Annotated in this window: 18 protein-coding genes and 4 pseudogenes; 9 read left to right on the top strand and 13 right to left on the bottom strand. The window is 64.9% G+C overall.

Annotated elements, in window-relative coordinates; genetic code table 11:
* Complete coding sequence (locus tag AB0B64_RS58305) at window positions 1-1,260, bottom strand: extracellular solute-binding protein (protein ID WP_358205217.1); 1,260 nt, start codon at window positions 1,258-1,260, stop codon at window positions 1-3.
* Entirely contained in the window at window positions 1,257-2,297 is a 1,041-nt protein-coding gene (locus tag AB0B64_RS58300) for a nitrilase family protein (protein WP_357961511.1), read from the bottom strand. The genes AB0B64_RS58305 and AB0B64_RS58300 overlap by 4 nt, the downstream gene beginning before the upstream one ends.
* Before the next feature lie 97 nt (window positions 2,298-2,394).
* On the opposite strand from AB0B64_RS58300, the gene AB0B64_RS58295 reads away from it, so the two are divergent.
* Together AB0B64_RS58295 and AB0B64_RS58290 are read left to right on the top strand one after the other, a co-directional pair.
* Window positions 2,395-3,297, top strand: a complete 903-nt coding sequence (locus AB0B64_RS58295; RefSeq protein WP_358205212.1) for a LysR substrate-binding domain-containing protein — start codon at window positions 2,395-2,397, stop codon at window positions 3,295-3,297.
* A gap of 93 nt (window positions 3,298-3,390) precedes the next feature.
* Window positions 3,391-3,546, top strand: a pseudogene (locus AB0B64_RS58290) (IS701 family transposase); the annotation flags it as partial.
* Window positions 3,547-4,202: 656 nt separating this feature from the next.
* On the opposite strand, the gene AB0B64_RS58285 reads toward AB0B64_RS58290, so the two are convergent.
* Window positions 4,203-4,976, bottom strand: coding sequence for a transposase family protein (locus AB0B64_RS58285; protein WP_358205207.1), 774 nt, complete (start codon window positions 4,974-4,976; stop codon window positions 4,203-4,205).
* A gap of 91 nt (window positions 4,977-5,067) precedes the next feature.
* Window positions 5,068-5,316 (bottom strand): hypothetical protein, encoded by a 249-nt coding sequence (locus AB0B64_RS58280; RefSeq protein ID WP_358205203.1) that lies wholly within the window; start codon window positions 5,314-5,316, stop codon window positions 5,068-5,070.
* 406 nt (window positions 5,317-5,722) lie between these two features.
* Between AB0B64_RS58280 and AB0B64_RS58275 the strand changes: the two genes are divergently transcribed.
* The 3 genes from AB0B64_RS58275 to AB0B64_RS58265 all read left to right on the top strand — a co-directional run bounded on the left by AB0B64_RS58275 (window position 5,723) and on the right by AB0B64_RS58265 (window position 7,945).
* The gene (locus AB0B64_RS58275; RefSeq protein WP_357961520.1) at window positions 5,723-6,301 is read left to right on the top strand and encodes an RNA polymerase sigma factor; all 579 of its coding nucleotides are present in this window, start codon (window positions 5,723-5,725) and stop codon (window positions 6,299-6,301) included.
* Window positions 6,294-7,394: a CU044_5270 family protein gene (locus AB0B64_RS58270; protein WP_357961522.1), complete on the top strand. Its 1,101-nt coding sequence runs from the start codon at window positions 6,294-6,296 to the stop codon at window positions 7,392-7,394. Before AB0B64_RS58275 ends, AB0B64_RS58270 begins: the two co-directional genes overlap by 8 nt.
* 371 nt (window positions 7,395-7,765) lie before the next feature.
* Window positions 7,766-7,945, top strand: a complete 180-nt coding sequence (locus AB0B64_RS58265) for a hypothetical protein (protein WP_358205198.1) — start codon at window positions 7,766-7,768, stop codon at window positions 7,943-7,945.
* 2 nt (window positions 7,946-7,947) lie between these two features.
* Here the strand turns inward: AB0B64_RS58265 and AB0B64_RS58260 are convergent, their stop codons facing one another.
* The 9 genes and pseudogenes from AB0B64_RS58260 to AB0B64_RS58220 form a co-directional block, all read right to left on the bottom strand.
* On the bottom strand, window positions 7,948-8,994 hold the full coding sequence (locus AB0B64_RS58260; RefSeq protein WP_357961528.1) for a LacI family DNA-binding transcriptional regulator: 1,047 nt from the start codon (window positions 8,992-8,994) through the stop codon (window positions 7,948-7,950).
* A gap of 254 nt (window positions 8,995-9,248) precedes the next feature.
* Window positions 9,249-10,259, bottom strand: coding sequence for an acryloyl-CoA reductase (locus AB0B64_RS58255; RefSeq protein ID WP_358205190.1), 1,011 nt, complete (start codon window positions 10,257-10,259; stop codon window positions 9,249-9,251).
* 76 nt (window positions 10,260-10,335) lie between these two features.
* Window positions 10,336-11,331: an ABC transporter permease gene (locus tag AB0B64_RS58250; RefSeq protein WP_357961534.1), complete on the bottom strand. Its 996-nt coding sequence runs from the start codon at window positions 11,329-11,331 to the stop codon at window positions 10,336-10,338.
* Complete coding sequence (locus AB0B64_RS58245; RefSeq protein ID WP_357961537.1) at window positions 11,328-12,818, bottom strand: sugar ABC transporter ATP-binding protein; 1,491 nt, start codon at window positions 12,816-12,818, stop codon at window positions 11,328-11,330. The genes AB0B64_RS58250 and AB0B64_RS58245 overlap by 4 nt, the downstream gene beginning before the upstream one ends.
* A 142-nt stretch (window positions 12,819-12,960) precedes the next feature.
* Entirely contained in the window at window positions 12,961-14,028 is a 1,068-nt protein-coding gene (locus AB0B64_RS58240) for a substrate-binding domain-containing protein (protein WP_357961539.1), read from the bottom strand.
* A gap of 103 nt (window positions 14,029-14,131) precedes the next feature.
* Window positions 14,132-15,124 (bottom strand): ABC transporter permease, encoded by a 993-nt coding sequence (locus tag AB0B64_RS58235; RefSeq protein ID WP_357961542.1) that lies wholly within the window; start codon window positions 15,122-15,124, stop codon window positions 14,132-14,134.
* Complete coding sequence (locus tag AB0B64_RS58230; RefSeq protein ID WP_357961545.1) at window positions 15,121-16,041, bottom strand: alpha/beta hydrolase; 921 nt, start codon at window positions 16,039-16,041, stop codon at window positions 15,121-15,123. Before AB0B64_RS58230 ends, AB0B64_RS58235 begins: the two co-directional genes overlap by 4 nt.
* A 358-nt stretch (window positions 16,042-16,399) precedes the next feature.
* Window positions 16,400-16,581: pseudogene (locus AB0B64_RS58225) on the bottom strand (IS5/IS1182 family transposase); the annotation flags it as partial.
* Window positions 16,582-16,678: 97 nt separating this feature from the next.
* Window positions 16,679-16,852: pseudogene (locus tag AB0B64_RS58220) on the bottom strand (integrase); the annotation flags it as partial.
* Window positions 16,853-17,282: 430 nt separating this feature from the next.
* Here AB0B64_RS58220 and AB0B64_RS58215 point away from each other — a divergent pair.
* From AB0B64_RS58215 to AB0B64_RS58200, 4 genes and pseudogenes are all read left to right on the top strand, one after another.
* Window positions 17,283-17,576 (top strand): annotated as a pseudogene (locus tag AB0B64_RS58215) (integrase core domain-containing protein); the annotation flags it as partial.
* A 257-nt stretch (window positions 17,577-17,833) separates the two neighbouring features.
* Entirely contained in the window at window positions 17,834-18,184 is a 351-nt protein-coding gene (locus AB0B64_RS58210) for a DoxX family protein (RefSeq protein ID WP_357961548.1), read from the top strand.
* Between the two features lie 1,046 nt (window positions 18,185-19,230).
* Window positions 19,231-19,896 (top strand): HAMP domain-containing sensor histidine kinase, encoded by a 666-nt coding sequence (locus AB0B64_RS58205; RefSeq protein WP_357961551.1) that lies wholly within the window; start codon window positions 19,231-19,233, stop codon window positions 19,894-19,896.
* Window positions 19,897-20,167: 271 nt separating this feature from the next.
* On the top strand, window positions 20,168-20,326 hold a 159-nt coding region (locus AB0B64_RS58200), incomplete at its 3' end, for a DUF5999 family protein (RefSeq protein WP_358205292.1).

Genomic DNA, 20,326 nt, shown 5'->3' with positions numbered 1-20,326 from the left:
TCAGTCGTTCTTCGCGGCGACGTCCTGGAGCTTGTCCAGGACGGTTTTGGGGTCGGCGTCGGCCACGGCGGTTCCTATCTGCTGTTTGGCGGCGCCCGCGACCGCGCTCCAGGCCGGATCGTCGGTCGGTGCGAACCGCGGGTTCGCCAACGACTCGACGAAGGGCTTGTAGTACGGGTCGGAACTCAACGCGTCGCCGGCCGACCTGGTGACCGGCAGAAAGCCTTCGGTCTTGAGGAACCCGGCGACATTGTCCTTCTGGTAGAAGAAATTGAGAAACCTCGAAACGGCGTCCTTGTTCTTACCGTCGCCGTTCTTGAAGGCCACCAGGAAGTCCTGGACGCTGAGCGTCTGGGAGGTCGCGCCGGCTGCGCCGGGCAGGGGCGCCACACCGTACGGCAGGTTCTTGTCCACCGTGTCGATGAAGCCCTTGCGCTGAAAGACGGCGCCGTTCAGCATGCCGATCTTGCCCTGCGAGAACTGGTTGAACACGTCCTTGCGGTTGGTGGTCTCCGGGTTCGGCTGGGTCAGTTCGGCTTTTGTCAGCTCCCGCAGGAACCGGAGCGTGTCGACGTTGGCCTGCTGGTTGATCGCCCACTTGCCGGAGGAGTCCACCCAGCCACCGCCATTGTTCATCGACCAGATGAAGAACTCGGCCTGTGCCTCTTCGACACCGAGCGGCAACCCGAGCGGGCTCACCCCGTTCACCGCGGACTTGATCTTCTGAGCGGCGAGCTTCACATCATCCCAGGTCTTCGGCGGTTCGGCGATCCCGGCCTTGCGGAAGATGTCCCGGTTGTAGAAGAACAGCCGTGCGCTGGCGAGGAAGGGTAGTCCGTATTGCTGTCCACGGTACTTGGCCCCGTCGGCGAACTTGGGCAGGAAGTCATTCATGACCTGCGGCGAGACGACATCGGACGCCTTGTAGATCAGGCCGTCGCGCGCGAAGTCGGAATAAGCGTTGTAGTTGAGGATGTCGGGCTGCTGACGGGTTTGGATGTAGGTTTTCACCTTGGCATCCATCTGTTCCCAATCAATGATCTCAAGCCTGACCTTGTACCCGGGGTTCTTCGCTTCGAATTGCTCGATCAGGCTCTCCCAGTATGGCTGGGTGTCGTCGTCGTACTTGGCGGCGACGAACCTGATCTCCTTGCCGGTGTCTTCTCCGCCGGCTGACGAGCTGCCCTTGCCGCATCCGGCGAGTCCCGCGAGGATCGCCAGACCCGCCGCAACAGCCGTGATCGGATGTGTTTTCATCATGGGTGACTTTCTTGCTGCATGTCGTGAGGACGTGAGACGTCGATCCGCGCGGGCTCGTCGGAGAAACGCGCGGCGCGCGGGTCGCGTTCGTCGCCGAAACGCTCGGTGAGAATGCCGTACAGCTCGGGCCTGCGCCCCATCATCCAGCGCCGCCCGGTGGACATCGGCAGGAGATTCAGGTCGAGATCGGCGACCACCATGGTGTCCTCAGGGGAGGTCGTCTCGACCAGGATCCGGCCATAGGGGTCGAGAATCATGGCGTTCCCGGTACGCACCTCGTCGTCGTCTCGCCCGACGCCGTTGCTGAAGACGACGCCGAGCCCGTTGTCGTGGGCACGCGCCGGCAACCAGCGCAGCAGCCATTCACGTCCGCTGGGCCCGCGGAACTGCTCTTCGATCGTTTCCCGATCCCGATATCTGGCCTGCCAATGCGCCAACGGGATCGGCTTCATCGAATGCGGGCTGCGTGATGCCGTTCCACCGGTCTGATGCGGAGCCAAAAGTACGGAGGCGCCCATGAGAGCGGTGGCGCGCACGTTTTCCACGAGATTGTTGTCCCAGCAGATGAGAACCCCGAGGCGAACACCCCAGGGAGTGTCGAAGACGGTGTACTCCGCGCCGCTGGATATGGCCTCGTGCTCGAACGCGTGCAGCTTGCGATGGCGGTGCACGCGTCCGTCCGGAAGGCATACCGCGTACGAGTTGAACAGGCGGCCGTTCTCGTCCACCTCCAGGAATCCCACCCCGACGGCCAGGCCGTTCTCCATCGCGAGGCGACGTACCGCGGTCGTCGATGGCCCGGAAATCGGCTCCGCGAGCTCATGCAGTTTCTCGGCCGAATGATTGCGGAGATGCCAGTAGCCGAGCAGGCACATCTCCGGAAAGGCGATGACCTGTACGGAGTCCGCGGCGGCCTCGCGCACGAAGTGCGCTATTCTCGCCAAATTATATTCTTTGGCGTCCGGCCTTGCCTCGAACTGCACCGAAGCGCACCGCAGGACACTCTCCTGCTTTTTATCGCCGGTCGACGGTGACAATGGTTTCTCCCTGAACTGGAATCGATGGGCTCCATCACACCCGATACGAGGGGGGCCGGTCCAATGAAACTTTCGACGGGTTCCATAGACTGCAGGAATGGAAATCCGTCTGCTGCGTGCGTTCATTGAGACGGCCAGGGTGGGTGCGTTCGGCCGGGCGGCGCAGGTGCTCGCTGTCACGCAGCCTGCTCTGACCAAGCAGATTCAGGCTCTGGAGGCCGAGATAGGCGGTCCGCTGTTCGACCGGGGACGGCACGGGGCCACCCTGACCCCCCTCGGCCAGATGTTTCTCCCCGATGCCCAGGACCTCGTTCGCCGCGCGGACATCCTGGCCCGCCGGGCCCGCCAGACGGCACTCGGCGAATCAGGCTTGCTGAGCGTCGGCTTCGGAATGTCCACCATCGACCTGGCCCCGCGCGCCGTGGCGGCATTCCGCCGCCGCTACCCGCACGTCGAAATCACCCTCGACGACATGTCCACCGCCACCCAGCTGGACCTCATACGGGCGGGCAGGCTGCATGTCGGTTTTGTCAGGCTGCCTGTGGACGACCTGGGGGCCATCGCCCTGCGCACGGACACGCTCGCCGTCGCCGTGTCCTGCGACGAAGGACCCGCGCCTCCAGGCGATGAGAGCGTCGTGTCATGGCTGGACGACCACCCGCTCATCCGGCTCGCGGCGGCGAAGGGCCCAGGACTGGCGGCCCAGCTCGACGGCTTCCTCAAGGCCTACGACCTGAGGCCGCACATCCTTCAGGAAGCTCACGATCTTCAGACAGTCGTGGCCCTGGTGGCCTCGGGCGTCGGCATCGCCATCGTGCCGGCCAGCGCCGCCAAGATCGCGTCCCCCGCCGTCACCATAGTGCCCATCGCATTGCCTCCCGCGAGATGGCAGGTGGGCGCCGTGTGGGATCGCGCCCACATGAGGCCGGTCACGGCCAACTTCCTCGCCGTCGTACACGAACTCGTGTCACCAGCTTCCCGAGGTGGCGCAGAGGCCTGACTCATTTAGCACTACAGTCATGTTTTGTGATCTATAGTCGGGTTCGTGTCGGGTGTGGTGACGTCTGAGGATCTCCAGTCGTGGGCGGCCGGGCTGGATGAAGTGTTCGCGCGGGTCGCCAGTCGTTTCGGTCGGGTAGAGCCGCGTCGGCAGGCACGGGCGTATCTGGTCGGGCTGCTGGCGCCGGTGGAGCGTAAGAACGGCTGGCAATTGGCCGAGGCCGCAGGCGATGCCCAGCCTCATCGGATGCAGGCCGATCACCGGGCGCACCTCGGAGTGCCACATCTCGATTGTCAGTCCGTCCTGACGCTGGCTGCGGTCCTCCCCCGGAATCACCGCGCGTGAACCCATGCCCGGATTCGCGTCGATCATGTGGTGGCCGGGGCCCAAAACCGCTGATTGTCGGCATATCGGCCGGACTGCCGAGTTGCCGGGTGATCGCAGGAGGCGGGAGCGCGGACGCCCCGACGTCTGCTCCGTGGTCGGGCGCCCGCCCTTGTCACGGGTTCGGCTCCCCCCCCTGAATCCGAACCCGCCCCGCCGCTTTCATATCCGCATTCGTCCGATTACTAACAGCGAGAAACCGCTGATGGCGCACCATGACCGTGGTCGCGCGGCGGAGGGACGCGGGCGTTCGGCGGTTCCGTCGGTGGCCCAACGCCCGCGCATTCACGGGCTCGGAATCCCCTCTGAAACCGAACCCGCCCCAACACCTGCATACCAAGAGTCGCCTGATCCACTACAGGCGAATCGCCGACGCCGGCGCAGCGGACGTCGACTGTCGGCCTGCGGGCGGTCTCCAACCGCCCGACCAGCGACAAGCGACAGGGGGACGACGGCGGCGCCGGTCAGAAGAATGCGCAGGTTAAAAGGGGTTCAGCTCCTACAGTGACCCTTTTTCATCCTCAGACGGCCTGTGTGACGCGGTGGTTCTGAAGGACGGCGATGGCCTTGCAGAGGTGGCCGGCCTTGGATGGGCTGCAGCGTAGCTTGCGGAGGATCTTCCAGCTCTTCAGCTGGGCATTTGCGCGTTCGCCGGGTCCGCGGAGCCTGGCGTGGGCGCGGTTGGCCTGCTTCTGGGACTCGGGTTTGTTCTTGCCCTTGTACGGGGTGCGGACCGGGCCCTCGGCTCCCTGATACGCCTTGTCGGCCAGGGTGATGATTCCCACCTGCGCCAGGGCGCGCAGGATGCCCCAGATGCGGGCGGCGCTCAGATCGTGCGCCTTGCCGGGCAGAGCTCCGGAGGTCCACAGGATGCTCCCGTCCGGAGAGGCAATGACCTGCACGTTCATTCCGTGCACGCGATGCTTGCCGGAGAAGTACGGCCGATCGGCGGCGATCCGGTCGGTGTGGATCAGCGTGCCGTCCAGTACCAGATAGTGCACTCCATCCCGCTTCGCCTTGCGCAGTGCCTGGCCGAGCTTGGGTGAGCGGGCCGACAGCAGCGCGACCGTCTCCTCCGCATACCGCCACGCGGTCGCCGTCGATACCCCGAACCCGGCGCCGAGCTCGGTGAACGTCTCACCCTTGCGCAGGTAGACCAGCACCAGCAGCGCCTGTTGCCCGGGGTTGAGCAGCCGCCAGGCCGACCCGATCGCCTTACGGTGCCGGCGGATCATCCCGGCGACGTAGTTCAGCGTCCGAGGCGACAAATCGACGGCGGCACGATAGAAAAGCATCCGAGGCCCCTGGTTGTGACGGATCTGGTTGTGGTGATCAATCCATCTACCAGGGGTTTCTTGCGTCGTCAGGCGAACGCCTAGTTCGCGATCATGCCGTGACCAGCGGACCGCTGCTTCGGGGATGAAAATGCCTCAGTGTTTGAATGGGCCATTGAATGTGCTGGATCCGGCCTTGCCGCCCCACATGAGGCACGTGCCGGCGACCGAAGCGCGCATCGGCCCCGGCGTAGCTCCCGAAGTTGCCGGTGTCGGCGGCTGGGGCCTTGCCCACGACCTCCAGGTAGGCGGTGGTGGTGGCGGTGGCCTTGCCGAGCGAGTCGTTCTTGATCCTGGCCATGCAGTTGTCGCTGTTGTCCCTGGGATCTTTCGAAGCGCTCGCTGCGGATCAAGATTGCGAGACCGGCATACAAAGAACGCACAAATCGAGATAAAAGCCAGCCGCGTTGCACCCATCGCTCAACGGGAGCCCAGCTTGCGGCGCCGACCCGCTGCGTGACATCTAGGTCTGCCCCTACGACGCCTGGCACCAGCACGTCACTTTGGCCATGCTGGCCCACGCCTATCTCGTGGTCACCGCGCTCGCTCCCCAAAGCCCAAGCGGCCTGGTCAGCATGCCCGTGTGCCCTTACTTGTGCCGCCTGAACCGGTGGACTTCCCGAAACACCGTGAACCCGCCAAGCGCCTTCGGGCTATCACCTTTAGAGCCCGACATCCAGAGAGGCGGATACAAACGATGGGATGCCATGATCGCACCCAGTGAGATATACAACGACGAGATCGACGATGCGGCCATCGTCGCCCGCTCGCTGGACGATCCCCTGCAGTTCGCCGGAATCTTCCAGCGGCACGCCCCGCAGCTCCACCGGTACGCGGCCCGTCGCCTGGGCGAGAGCCTGGCCGACGACATCGTGGCCGACACGTTCCACATCGCCTTCCGTGACCGTCACCGCTACGACCTCAACCGCGGTGACGCCCGGCCCTGGCTCTGGCGGATCGCCGCCAACCTCATCCTGCGGCACCATCGCTCCGAGACACGTTTCTACCGCGCGCTCGCCCGGACCGGGGTCGATCCTGTGCTGGAGGGCCATGCCGACCAGGTAGCCGGCAAGGTCACCGCGGAGGCGGCGAGCCCGCTGCTGGCCAAGGCGCTGGCCCGGCTGTCGAAAGGTGATCGCGACGCCCTGCTGCTGATTGCGTGGGGCGAACTCAGCTACATGGAGGTCGCCGAAGTGCTGGGCATTCCCGTGGGCACGGTGCGCTCACGGCTCAACCGGGCCCGCAACCGGGTCCGTACTTCCCTGGGAGGACAGACGGATGACTGAACTGCGTGAGCTGAGCCAGATGCGTGCCCAGATTCGCGAGAGAAACGCGGACGAGCTCGCCCGGAGGATCGGCTGGCGGCCCGGTGCCGAGCCGGTCGCCAGGCGGCACTCCGCGGCCCGAGGGCGCAGCCTGCGGTCCTCGCTGCTCCGGCCCGTCCCCCTGGTCGCCGTCGCGCTGGCGGGGGCCGCCGCAGCGACCGTGATCGTGGTTCCGGGAGTTTCGGGGCTCTCCGACGAGTCGCCGCGGCCCGGTGGGAACTCGCCGGTCGAAGGCTCGCGGACGCCGGCGCATGCCAAGGTCACGCTGGACTCGCGCAGTGTGCTGCTCGCCGCGGCGGCGCGGGCGGCGAAGGCTCCCGAGGGGACATACTGGCATGTCAAAGACGTTTGGGGCATCACATACCAGACGTCCGACGGCTATCTGGTCGAGCAGCGTGACGAGTTCGACCACTGGAGCTCAGCCGACGTCCTGCTCGTCGGCAGCAAGGATCTGGGCGCCAAGCCCCTGCGCGACGAAGACCAGGCGGCCTGGAAGCGCGCCGGCAAGCCTGCGACGTGGCAGGTCAAGTCCAACGACGTCACCCGGGAGCTCAGCACGAAGGAGGGCGCCCTGCAGTATGACAAGCCCAGTAAGCCGCGCTACAAAGTCGGCGACCGCGTGATGACGCCGAAGGAACTGGCGGACCTCCCCACGGACCCGGAGCAGCTCGACGCCCTCCTGGCCCGCGCCAAGCGGCCGAACGCCTCACACATAGGGGCCTTTCTGCTCGCCGAGGCACCCGTACCGCCTCAGGTACGGGCGGCGGCCTACCGGTTGCTGGCCGATACCCCCGGCATTCGGCTCACTGAGAACGTCACCGACCCGCTCGGCCGCACAGGAACGGGCATCGGCCAGCTCGGAGAGTCGGAAGAGCTGGGGGAGTTCGAGCAGCGCCTGGTGATCGACCAGAAGACCGGCATGCTGCTGGCGAACGAGACCATCGCCGTCAACCCGCCAGCGAACCGCCCCTGGGCGAAGGCCGGGACGGTTCTCCAGTACCAGGCCTATACCACCACAGAGTGGACCGATGACAAGCCAGACGCCCTCGACTGACCGGCGGGTCGGCGTCGAGCCAAGACTCGGTAGCCTCACCCCTGCTGATTCAACGGTTGTCGGCTGAGCTTGCTGAAGATCAAGAAAGGTGCACCTAGCCTGCCAGGATCTGAGTGGCTAACTCATGATCTCGACGGGTATGGGTGCACCTTCTGGTGTCGCGGCTATCGGATGGAACGGCCACTCGCCGTGTGCGTGGCGGCGGTCGTGCTTTGGTCACGATGGGGGCGGCTGAGCGCTGCAGGTCGCAAGCGCAGGCGGCATCTGCTTTACGCGGTCGTGATCCTTATCCCCTCGGCTGGGCTGTGCTCAACGGCCTGGGCCCTGTCCTGACGCAGTTCGAATGGTGCCGACATGGTAGGTCCGGCTGGGTGGCCTTGCGCAAGCGAGAGCAGGAGATCGCCTTTCAGCTCGCCAAGCAGGTCAGCGAGATGTATCTTGCCGACAAGGATGATCGTAAGCCCTGGCTTTTCCCGCAGACGCTCGCCATCACTAAGCTGAGGAAGGGCCACTGCCGCCCGTACGCGACGCCGATCCGATGGGAACCGTGACTTCAACGGTTACCTTGGGGAGGGGTGGCCACAGATCCTCGTAGAATGAGTGTCGGTTCGAGTTGAACCGCATCTGCTACTGGCAGGCTCTGCGCGAGTCCGGTTGCCGCATATGCGGCCGCCCGGCCCACCTCGAACATGGGTTGTCGGATGGTGGTCAACGGTGGCGTGGTCGCATATGCGATCTCGGTGTCGTCAAAGCCGATGACTGACAGGTCCCGCGGTACGGCGATGCCGCGCCTGTCTGCCTCTTGGAGGGCGCCCGCCGCAACGTAGTCGTTGGCGGTCATCAGGGCGGTAGGGAAGGTGATCTTCGAGTCGGCGCAGCGGTCGAGCAGCGTCGCCAGACCCTGTATCCCGTCTGCGACGGTGAAGTCGCCCCGTTGTACATAGGCGGACCGCACGTGGATACCCAGCTCGGCTGAGGCACGATAGAACGCTTGCAGACGCCGGTCAGCATCGAGATGGCCTTTGGGCCCTGCGAGGTATGCGATCGCGCGGTGTCCCTGCTCGACCAGATGGGCCAGTGCCGCCTCGATGCCGGTGTCGTTGTTGATCGAAACGCTGGCGTCGCTGGCAGCGACGTCGTCGTTGACCATCACGACGGGAACTCCGGTTCGCCGGAGCTCGTAGAGGTAGCTGCCGTCGTTGGCCCACTGCGGCACGATGACGAACGCAGCGTACGATCCGCGAGCCGACTCTTCCAACAGCTGCCTGCCCACCCGGTCAAGGGGCTGGTCGGTGACGTGCAGCGTCATCCGGTGTTCGTTCTCCTGAGCGCCGGCCAATACGCCACGGATAAGCGGATAGAAGAACGACGCTTCGGTATAAACGATCGTTCCTGGTCGGTTGATGATCCATAGCGCGATCGAAGTGGCCTGTCCCGTTCGTAGCGCGCGGGCGTCGCCACGCGGCACGTAACGCAGCTTGGCCGCCGCTTCCTGGACGAGCTGGCGGGTCTCGGCCTTGACCGCATTGCCGTTCAACGCTTGCGAAGCCGTCGAGACCGACACGCCTGCAAGAGCCGCGACGTCACTCAAGGTGACCATCTGCCGTCCACTGCCGGACCGACGTCTGTCTGAGTGCCCTTGTGCCACGGTGCACTTGATCCCTTCACCTAGCCTGGGGCATACGGCTGCCTCTGGCTACCCAAATCGTATCGCATTGGGCCTAGATGGGATCTCAGATCTGCCGAATGGAGGCTTATCCTTGCCCAAACCAGTAGCAAAAACGTTTCGGATGCGGGAGTTGAATGATGAGAGGCGCACGCCGAGACCTGCCTCCTCTTGAGGCCCCCTCGCTGTTAGTGGGCACCCACCAGGCCGACGAGGAATCTGCCGAGGGCTCCACCTTCCAGGAGCGTGTCGGCGGCCTGTCCGACGTGGGTGAGAGGAATCTCGTGAGCGATGCACTCATCCAGTCCGACGGGGCGCAGGTCGGTTGCCAGTCGTGACCAGATCTGGCGACGTAGGTCGAGACCCGCTTGGACGGAGTCGATGCCGATCAGGCTCACGCCGCGCAGGATGAAGGGCATGACGGTGCTGTGCAGCGAGGTTCCAGCGGTGAGGCCGCTGAGAGCCACCGCTCCGCCGTAGAGAAGGGACCGCAGAGCGTAGCCGGTTCCGGGACCGCCGATGGGGTCGACGCACGCCGCCCAGCGTGTTTTGCCCAGTGGCCGATCTGCTGCTTGCACCAAGATTTCGCGATCGATTATCTCGCTGGCTCCGAGAGCTGCGAGATATTTGGCTTGGTCTGCCTTACCGGTGACCGCTGAGACGTGATATCCGGCTGCGGCGAGCGCACCGATCGCTATGGATCCGACGCCTCCGGTGGCTCCCAGCACCAGGACAGGGCCGGAGTTCGGCGTCAGGCCGTGGCGCTCGAGCGCGTGTATCGACAGTCCGGCGGTTAGTCCGGCGGTGCCGAGGATCATCGCTTGCCGCGTCGAAAGACCATCTGGTAGCGGCAGGACCCAATCGGCGGGTACGCGTGCGTATCGCGCCCACCCGCCGTGTTGGGATACGCCTAGTCCGAAGCCGGTCACGAGTACTTCGTCGCCGATGCTGAACTTGTCGTCGTCGGAGGCGACCACAGTGCCGGCTAGGTCGATGCCCGGTACGAGCCTTCGAAGGTTGGTGATGTTGCTGTTCGCCACCGTCGCCAGGGCGTCCTTATAGTTGACTGCCGACCAGGTGACCCTGATCGTCACGGCGCCGTCGGGCAGTTCTCCGGGGGACATGCTGATCAGTGTCTGGCGGGTGCCGTCTGCGCCGTGCTCAACGAGCCAAGCTGGAAACGGTTCCTCGGGAATCACGAGGCTTCCCGGTCATATGAGGGTGGATTCTGCGACATGTTGTCCTTGTCAGGTAGGGGGTATTCGGTGGTGATCGCTAGGTTCGTCGGGTCGAGGCGCGGCGTCGGGCGACGTCTGCCCCGATGGCGATCACGAGGATGATGCCGATCGCGAGAGATTGCCAGTTCGCTCCGAATCCGACCACGACGACGCCGACCGTGATGATGGTCAGGAAAAGGACGCCGAGCATCGCGCCGAGTGGTGATCCGCTACCGCCGAAAATGCTCGTGCCGCCGATGACGGCCGCCGCGATCGCCGATAGTTCGGCGCCGTTGCCGGTGGTGGGCTGGGCGACGCCCTGGCTGGCCATCTGCAGCAGACCCGCGAGCGCTGCGATTCCTGAGCATATGAGGAAGGCCGCTGCTTTGACGCGGCCGGTGCGGATTCCGGTGATCGCGGCTACCGCGGGGTCGCCGCCGCTGGCCATCAGCCGGCGTCCATTGGTCGTGAATCGTACGCCGAGGTCGATCAGCACTCCTAGCCCGAGGAAGATGAAGAACATCCATGACAGGTTCAGCGGGGTGGCCAGGCCGAACTGAGTGAGTGCTGCGGGCAGTGGGTATACGGGGTTTCCGTGGGTGATGAACGTTGCCAGTCCTGAGGCGATGAACTGCATGCCGATGGTGGTGATGAATGACGGAAGTCTGAGCAGGACCACGCAGGCGGCGTTGATCGCGCCGACGAGGAGGCCGGTACCGACAGCGGCCAGGACGCCGATCGGGATGTTCCCTCCAGTGGCGATCATGGATTTCGCGCCGACGACCGATGCCAGGCCGGCGACCGCGCCGACGGACAGGTCGAACTCACCGGCCAGGAGCAGGATGGATTCGCCGAGCGCGATGATCCCGATGAAGGCCGCGCCGACGGCGAGGTTTGCCAGGCTGGCGTAGCGGAAGAAGGAACTCTCCAGTCCGCCGATGACCAGAATCGACACGAGGATCGCGAGGGCCAACTCGATCTCTGGGGTCCGGACGTGGTTCAGCCGTGTCCGGGTGTCGAGCAGAGCGGTGCGTAGTGACGCTGCGGCGATCATTGGGGTGTCTCCGGGGTGGTGCGTGCGTTGAGAGTGCCCGACATGGCCGCGAGGGTGAGATCTTCCGGGGTCGTCGTGCGGGCATCGAGTTCGCTCACCACGCTGCCCTTGGACAGCACGATGACGCGGTCGCAGAGTCCCAGCAGTTCCGGAACCTCGGAGGAGACCACGACGATGGCCACGCCGTCGGAGGCCGCCTGTCGTATCAGCCGGTAGATCTCGGCGCGAGCGCCGACGTCGACGCCTTTGCTCGGCTCGTCCAGCAGCAGCACAGATGGTCGGGCCGCGAGCGCGCGAGCGATCAGTACTTTTTGCTGATTGCCGCCGCTGAGGGAGGTGATGGGTGCGGTGCCCTGGTCAGTCTTGACCGTGAACTGGTCGATCAGGCGTGCTGCGGTGTCGTGGCGTGCAGCCGGACGAAGGAGCAGGCGGCTGCTCAGTGTGCGCAGGATGGCCAGCGTGAGGTTGTCCTCGACGCTACCGTTGAGGAACAGCCCGTCGCTCTTGCGGTCTTCGGGGACGAAGGCGATGCCGTGGGAGATCGACGCCTTCGGGTTCTGTGGGGTGAACGCGCGGCCGTGCACGTCGATGTGCCCGGACCGGGCGGGCAGCAGTCCGTAGATGGCCTCGAGCAGTTCAGATCGTCCAGAGCCCAGCGGGCCACCGATACCGATGATCTCGCCTGCGGCGGCACTGAAGGACACGGAGTTCACCGCCAGCCGGTCTGGTCGGCGCGGATCGGGCACAGTGAGGTCACGCACGGCCAGCCCGGCTGCGGTTGGGACATGTGTCGGTCGGCTGGGGAACGGCTCGTCGAGCCGTCGTCCGGCGATCGCGGTGACTATTCGGCCTCGATCGAAGCTGCTTCGCGGTAGCTCGTCGACGAGTCGGCCATCGCGCAGCACCGCGATGTCGTCGGCGAGATCGAACACCTCATTGAGTCGGTGGCTGATCAGGATGGAACTGACCCCTTGGCCGGACAGGGACCGGACCACGTCGAACAGGCGCCCGGCTTCGGTGTCCGTGAGCGCTGTTGTCGGTTCGTCCAGGATCAGCACCCGCGGTCTCGCGTAGACAGTGCGGGCGATCATGACGAGTTGCTTTTCGCTGGTGGTCAGCGACGCGACCGGTAGGCGGGCATCGAGGGGAAGCTGGATGCCGTCGAGGAATACCTGTGCTCGGCGTTGCAACTGGGCGACGGTGAGAAGGCGACGGGCACCGTACTGGCCGAGGTGGATGTTCTCACCGACGCTGAGGGTGTCGATAACGCTGGTCTCTTGCGGGACAATGCCGATTCCGGCTTGCGTGGCATCCCGTGGTGATCGCAGACGGACTTCCTGTCCGGCGATCACCACGCTGCCCTGGTAGCTGCCATACGGGTACTGGCCGTTCAGGATCTTCATCAGCGTTGATTTGCCTGCGCCGTTCTGCCCGACCAGGCCGAGGACACGTCCGCTGTCGAGGCTGAGTGAGACGTCGTGGAGCACGACGACCTCCCCGAACGATTTGCTGACGTGACGCGCTTCCAGTACGGGCGCGGTCGGCTGTGCCGGCTCCGGCTGGAAGCCGGCGGCGGGTGGGGCGCTCGGAATATGGGGCGGTATGAGCGGGTGCGAAGTCATCATTGGCCTAATGGATGTTGACCTTGGACAGCAACTCGTAGTACGGCGCCAGCCGTGTCTGCTCCACGATCGGAGCCGACAAGGGATTGTCGTAGGCGATCGGATCACGGCAGATGGCCTTCGCCAGCGCGAAAGCCGCCAGATAGTGCTCCTGGTACAGCGGCTGGGCGACGATACCGAATATCGAGCCGCTCTTGACCAGCTCGAGGTTCGCCTTCGCGTAATCCATCGAGATGACCACCAACTGGCGGCCGGTGTCCTTCTGCGTAGTCGCCCAGTTGACCGGTCCGTTGCCGCTGGTGTCGAATGCCGCGACCAGGTCCTGGTGGGCTTGGACGAGGGACGTCTCGGTCGCGATCGCCTTGCTCGAGTCGCCACCTTCGGCTACCGGGGCAAGCACATGCTGCTGGGGATATTCGGCCTTCATCGTCTCGGTGAACGCCTTCGCCGCGGCGTTCTCATTCGGGATGAAACTGGTCTGCATGATGGCGATGCTGCCGGTCTTTCCGGCCTTCTTCAGGCGCGCGCCGATAGCCTCCGCGGCCGCCTTGCCGTAGGAGGTCGGATCCGGGTAGAACTGCCCCAGCAGACCCGGCGCCTCGCCTTTGGCGATCGGCGAATGCGTCTGGATTACCGGGATCCCCATCGCCTTGGCCCGGGCGATCATCGGGTAGAACGTCGGGCTGGACGCCAACACGACAATCCCGTCGACGCCCTGTGCCATGCTCTGGGTGGCCAACGTGACGGTCCCCGGCTCGTCGAATCCCTGAGACGCCACCCACTGCTCGGAGGCGAAGCCCGCTTTTTTGGCCCCGTCGATCGCCCCCTGCGCCATGATTTGCAGGACCGGATTCTCGCGAAGCACAGAGACGAAGATCATTTTCTTGCCTCGCATAGAACATGATGCTCCGGTGCTCGTGGGCAAGTTGAAGTAGTCGACGTTGGAGGCGGAAGGGCCAACGGTCGAGCCACCCGTGGTCGTCGCCGGCTCCGCGCCGCAGGCGCTCAGCGCGAGCACCGCGATGGCCGCGGCCGCCAGGACACGTCGCTGACGTTTCCCAGAGATACCGATCATGTCCTGTTCCTGACTTCCTTGTAGTGGATGCGGTTGCCGTGATCTGTGACTTCTACTTGTTCGGACGAGCCAAGGCCGGCCGGGAGACGGCATCCTGGTCACCTCAGGCACGTCTGGCTCGCCGTCGCAACGTGTCGACTGCCACCGCGACGATCAGCAGCGCGCCGCTGGCGACCGGCTGCAGAGTCGAGTCCAGGCCCACCAGCACGAGTCCGATCGTGACCACCTGGATGAACACGGCTCCGAGAAAAGCTCCGAGCATGGTGCCGGCACCGCCGAACAGGGAGATCCCTCCCACTACGGCTGCGGTGATCACGGTCAGTTCCAGGCCCTGCCCCTGGGTGGGGTCGGCGACGCCGACCCGGCCGGCCAGCAGGATCCCGGCCAGCCCAGCCAAGCCTCCCGAGGCGATGAATGCGCAGGTCACGTAGCGCCTCACGGGTACACCTGCACGTACTGCGGCCCGCTCGTTACCCCCGATCGCGTAAGCGCTCTTGCCGAACACCGTCAGGTTCATGACTCCGTGAGCCACGGCGACGACGGCGAGCAGCAGATAGACGGCGAACGGCAGCCCAAGCAACCGCGATTGGCCCAGCCCGACAAGGCCCTCGGGAAGTCCGCTGATCTGAAGTCCCCCGCTGATAACCAGCGAAAGACCGCCTGTCGCGTACAGCGTCCCCAGCGTCACGATCAACGCGGGCAGCCGCGCCCATACCACCAGCAGTGCGTTCACCGCTCCCACGGCCATACCAACACCGAGCGCACCGAGCACGGCAAGCTGCCACGGCAGGTGGTAGTGGGTGACCAGCTGGCAGCCCACGATGGCCGACAGCGACACCACCGATCCGACGGAGAGGTCGATCTGCTTGAGGATGAGCAGGAGCGTCTCCCCCACCACCACCAGCCCAGCCACCGCCGCCGCACGCAACACGGCCTGGAGAATCGACGCCGACCAGAAAGACGAATTGAGTACTGTGAACATGACCACGATTACTGTGAGCAGAGCACCGAGGCCCACCTCGACAGGCACCTGCGGGAGCCGGCGTACGCGCACGGTCCGAGCCTGCTCCTCGGCTGTGGCGTGCACGGTGCTCATGCCCGCAGCCACGTACTGGTTGCCCTCGCCTGCTCGGCGTAGGCACGGCGGGACACCTCTGCCTCGGGGACCTCAAGTTCGAAGGCATGGAACGTTCCCGGCACGTAGTGTAGTTCCGTCGGAACATCGGCGTCTATCAATCGACGCGCGAACTCGATTGCCTCATCCCGCATCGGGTCGTTGTCGGCGGCGAATATATAGGCTGGTGGCAGGTGCTTCAACGAGGCCGCGCGTGCCGGCGCGGCATACGGCGAGACGTCATCGGAATGGTCGCCGAGATACATCTGCCACATGGTGACCGAGTTTCGTGAGTCCCACCCTGGCGTATGCGTGAAGCGCGCCATCGACGCGGTCACCATGCGATCGTCGGTGACGGGGTAGATCAACAATTGGAACTTCAATGTCGGCCCGCCGCGATCGCGGGCGGCCAGGGCGACCGCAGCCGACAGCGCGGCACCGGCACTGCTTCCACCGATCCCGATCCGTGACGGGTCGATATCCAAGCTCTGGGCATGCGCCGCCACCCAGCACAGCGCCGCGTACACGTCGTCAAAGCCGGCGGGGAACGGATGCTCTGGGGCGAGGCGGTAGTCGACGGAGACGACGACCACTTGTGCCTCTTCAGCGAGAATCAGGCACCGGTAGTGCTCCGATTCGAGGTCGCCCATCACAAACGCGCCGCCATGCACGAACAGCAGCCCCGGCAGGGGCCTGACCGCCTCGTGCGGCGTGTACACACGCAGCACCAGGTCGGATCCCGGGCCCGCGATCAGGATCTCCGTGGTCTTCACTCGACGACCGAAATCCCTGCCGGCGACCGAATCGCTGAAGTCAGCCGACACTCGCCGGGCGTCGTCGAGATCGGCAAGGTCGCGCCGAACCCATGACCGGGCGGCCACCGCGAGTTCAGGGTCCATGGTTATCCTCCGTCATGTTCATGGTCGGGCGCCCAGAAGGCGCCTTCCCGCCACCGCGCGTCACTGCGCCTGCGCAGCCGCCTTCAGTCACCGCGTGATACCGCGGCGTCATGCGTGCGCTACTTGGTGAACCGTAATCACCTCAGTCGGCGCGACCGAATAGTCTAAAACGTTTTGTAATATTTCTGTTACATGAACGTCATTGGCTGCACAGGTCCCTGTGCCGGACGAGCGAGCTCAACGCATAGGCTCAGGCAGTGCTCGTATGTCGGCACTTGGCCACCAAGGCGACGCTTGACCGACCAAGACGAGGCATTGCTCCGACAGGGAGAGAAACGATTCAGCTAGAAACCCCCCGGAGGATCCTGTCCGGTGCGGTGCGGCGGGCGATCTGCCACCGTCCGTCGATGCCATCGGAGCGTCGGCGGGTTTAACGTCTTGACCGGCGACCAGTGCCAGCAGACCGACCGCAGCAGCGGCGCGCTCGTCCAGGTTCTGGTCCCTCAACTGGTCTCGCAGGGTGAGCGCGTCGGTGACCAGCCCACCGAACCAGGCCGGTCTTGCCCTCGGGTGTGACGAGGATCTCGGTGACCACGGCGAGGTCGCTTTTACCGCGGACCAGGGTGGTGGCGAGGGTGTGGCGCAAGGCATGCGCGGTGGTGAGATCGTCGAGGCCGGCAGTTTGGGCGATCGTAGCGATGATGCCGCCGACGGCCCGGGCGGTCAGCCGTCCCTCTTTAGCGTTGAAGAACAGCGCCCGGTTGTCGATGGCATGGGGCCAGTTGGGGCGTTCGTCGAGCCAGAGCTGCATCTCGTGGCGGAGGTTGGGGTGGATGTCGACCTCGCGAAACTTACCGGCCTGTGCGCCACCTGTCCCCTCCACGACCGCTGTACCACCGCTAAAGGCCCTCCACTCGGGTCGGTGCGACCAAGTGAAAAGTAACTGTGCGTAGTTTTTGGGTGAACGGTGACGGTCGGGGATCGGCTGTCTCGGCCCTCCGCTTCCGAACGTGTCCCCAGACATCCGCCAAGTGTCGGAGGGCGGGTGCGTCGGAACTGTGAAAGTCGCGTTTGCGCCCGGGGCCGATCCGCGAGCTGCGCGACCCCGACGCGTCCGATGACGGCGAGGATGATGGCGCGGGATCAGTCCTGGGCGTGCCCGGCGGACTGGTCGTTGCTGGCCCGGGCTGTGGGGGTGAGACCGTGTTCGGCGGCCCAGGTCCGACGCACTCCGACCACGGGCCCAGTACACCTCGGCCGAGTTCGCCAAGCTGTGCGCCAAGCTCGGCGTGCGCCAGTCCATGGGCGCCGTCGGCACCAGCGCCGACAACAGCGCTGCGGAGGCGTTCAATGCCACCCTCAAACGCGAGACCCTGCAGGGCACCAAGGGCTGGCCCTCGCCGCGCGAGGCCCGCCTGGCGGTCTTCAAGTGAATCACCCGATACAGCACCCGAAGGCGCCACTCCACCCTCGACTACCTCAGCCCGATCGACTACGAGCAGCAGACCATCGATAGAGTGCTGCTCGCCGCATGACAGCCGATGTCCACACTTCGGGGTGAACGCCCCCTCCTTCTTGAAACAGAGGGCTCCCCGATGACCGAGATGCGGGACGGGATGGTGCCGCTTGAGGCTTTGCAACATTGGGGTGACTCCCCCACCGTTTCCCCTTTTCTTCCCATCCCATCAGGGACGCAACGGGCACGACTGACATACTCACCCTGATCTGGATGCCGCAATAGCACAGGCCATGCGGCAGCAGGTTGCTGTATGGATCTTTGGAGTAGCCACCGATGAGCACCACCGTTGTCCTCTTGTCGATCCTTCTCGGCCTCCTGTTCATGGGGACCGGCGGGATCAAAGTTCTGAGTCTGCCGCAATCGCTGGCAATTCGCGATCATCTAGGATTCCAGCCGAGGTTGTGGCGATTGATCGGCGTGTGCGAGGCAGCGGGGGGAGTGGGGCTGCTCGCCGGGCTCATGGTGCCGTTGCTCGGCGCGGCCGCGTCGATCGGGCTGGTCATGCTGATGGTGGGTGCAATCGTCAGCCGGATCCGGGTGTCTGACTCGGCGCCGATGATAGCCATCGACGTCCTGGTGCTGGCGTTGGCGGTGGTTCTCGTGGTCGTACGCGCGTCGGCGTGACAGGCAGGAACAGCTCAGGTTCCGCGCCTGTTCCTCATTAGCGCCCGCCATGAACCGTTCCTAAGGACTGAGCATGAGTTGCGCATGCTCAGCCGAACGCTCCGAACGGTGGTGAGCGTTCTGGTCGCCCGCGTTCGCCGCCTGGTCAACCTCGCCCTCACCCACCTCAACAACACCTGGACCCTCACCGCCACCACCCCAATAGCCCGCGAACAGGCGACCGCATACCGACCGCCCTGCCAAGACCTTCAGGGAACTCCTAAGTCCATGCACGCGCGAGGCACGGTCTCACGCGTCACTTCGGAGGCGTGGTCACTCGACGGTCCGCGCCGTCGTAGGCGAGGGCTCGGGGATCCTCGGGAAGGACACCACGGGCGTCCCGGATACCCAGGAGGCTGGATCTCCGAGGGTCTCTAGCTGAATCGTTTATCTCCATGTCGGAGCGACGAATCTGTCTCCTGAGTCAAGCGTTACCTTGCCTGCACCAGTGCCGACAATCGTGATCTGCCTGCGGCTATGTGTTTCGCTTGCTCATGCGGCACAGGGGATCTGTACCACCAGCGGTACTTAGGTAACGAATGTATTACAAAACGTTTTAGGACATTCATTCGCACCGACCGATGTGCTTACGCTCACAGGTAGCGCACCCATGACGCTGCGGTATCACGCGGTGACTGAAGGCGGGTGCGCAGGCGCAGTGACGCGCGGTGGCGGGAAGGCGCCTTCTGGGCGCCCGACCATGAACATGACGGAGGGTGACCATGGACCCTGAACTCGCGGTGGTCGCCCGGTCATGGGTTCGGCGCGACCTTGCCGATCTCGACGACGCCCGGCGAGTGTCGGCTGACTTCAGCGATTCGGTCGCCGGCAGGCCAGGTCAGGTGTCCGGGCAACGGGGGGAACTCGCCCCGGGAGACAGGTATTTCCACTGGTCTCGGAGACGAATCCGCCGTAGCTGCTGAAAGCCGTGCTCTGAGGAGGATCCTATGGCTACAGCTTGCGATAACTGCGAGACAGTCAACCTCGTGAGTTACATGGTGGAGTGCGTGCAGGCCCAGCAGCGGCAATTCGTCACCGATGCCTCGCACGAACTGCGCACCCCTCTGGCAGGGCTTCGGCTGCGCCTGGAAGAGGCGCGGATGTATCCCGGCCAGATTGATCTGTGCGAGCTCATCCACCACACCCTGCGGGAGGTGGACCGAATCCAGGACATCGTCAGCGACCTGCTCACACTCGCCAGGCTGGACGCCGGCGTCGGCGACGCGCCTGTGTTCATCGACATGGCCGGCTTCATCGTGGACGAGGTCGGCAAGCGAACCGATGGCCTGCCCATTCACCTGAACCTGGAGCAGGGCCTGATCGTGGGTGGCACGATAGGCGGCCTTGCCCGCCTGCTCGGCAATCTGCTGGACAACGCGCAGCGACACGGAAGAACGGCAGTATGGGTGACGGTCAGCGGTGAGAAGGGCGAGGTCGTCGTCACCGTTGACGACGACGGGCCGGGCATACCCGCTGAGGAGCGTGACAGGGTCTTCGACCACTTCTCTCGCACCGATAGCGCTCGCGGCCGCGAGCTCGGCGGAGCCGGGCTCGGACTGGCGATCGCCCAGGGCATCGCACGCGCTCACCACGGCACCCTGACCGCCCGCGCATCTGATAGGGGAGGCGCTCAACTCATGCTGCGGCTTCCATGCCTCAACTCAGCAGGATGACACAGACAAATCGGCGTGGAGATGATCCGCATGCTCAAAGTCGCCAAAGACACGGCGATCAAGGCCCGCACCCAGGCCATCAACCAGCTCAGGGCCGTCCTGGTGCGAGCCGACCCCGCACGGCTTCCTCAACACCATCGTCGCCATCTCACCCGGCCACCACTTCCAACCTCACCGCTCAGGAGGCACCGCCAGATGACGATCATCCTGACCGCAGCGTGCTCTAGCGGCAGGATCAGATATTCCAGCAAGGATCCAAGGAAACAAGACCATGTGCCAGCATCAACCACCCTGTCCATCCGCAGACGCCATCGATCATGACGCGGCGCGTCTGGTGGCCTACCACCCAGAGCAGGGTTGGGGTCTGCTCTGCAACGGTGTCATCGTCTTCGACGACACCGGCGAACTGCTGCCCGACGGACGGAGCATC

Source organism: Nonomuraea sp. NPDC049129 (assembly GCF_040648495.1).
Classification (GTDB): domain Bacteria; phylum Actinomycetota; class Actinomycetes; order Streptosporangiales; family Streptosporangiaceae; genus Nonomuraea.
The sequence above is the reverse complement of the archived record's forward strand: the minus strand, read 5'-3'. Positions and strand labels throughout refer to the sequence as shown.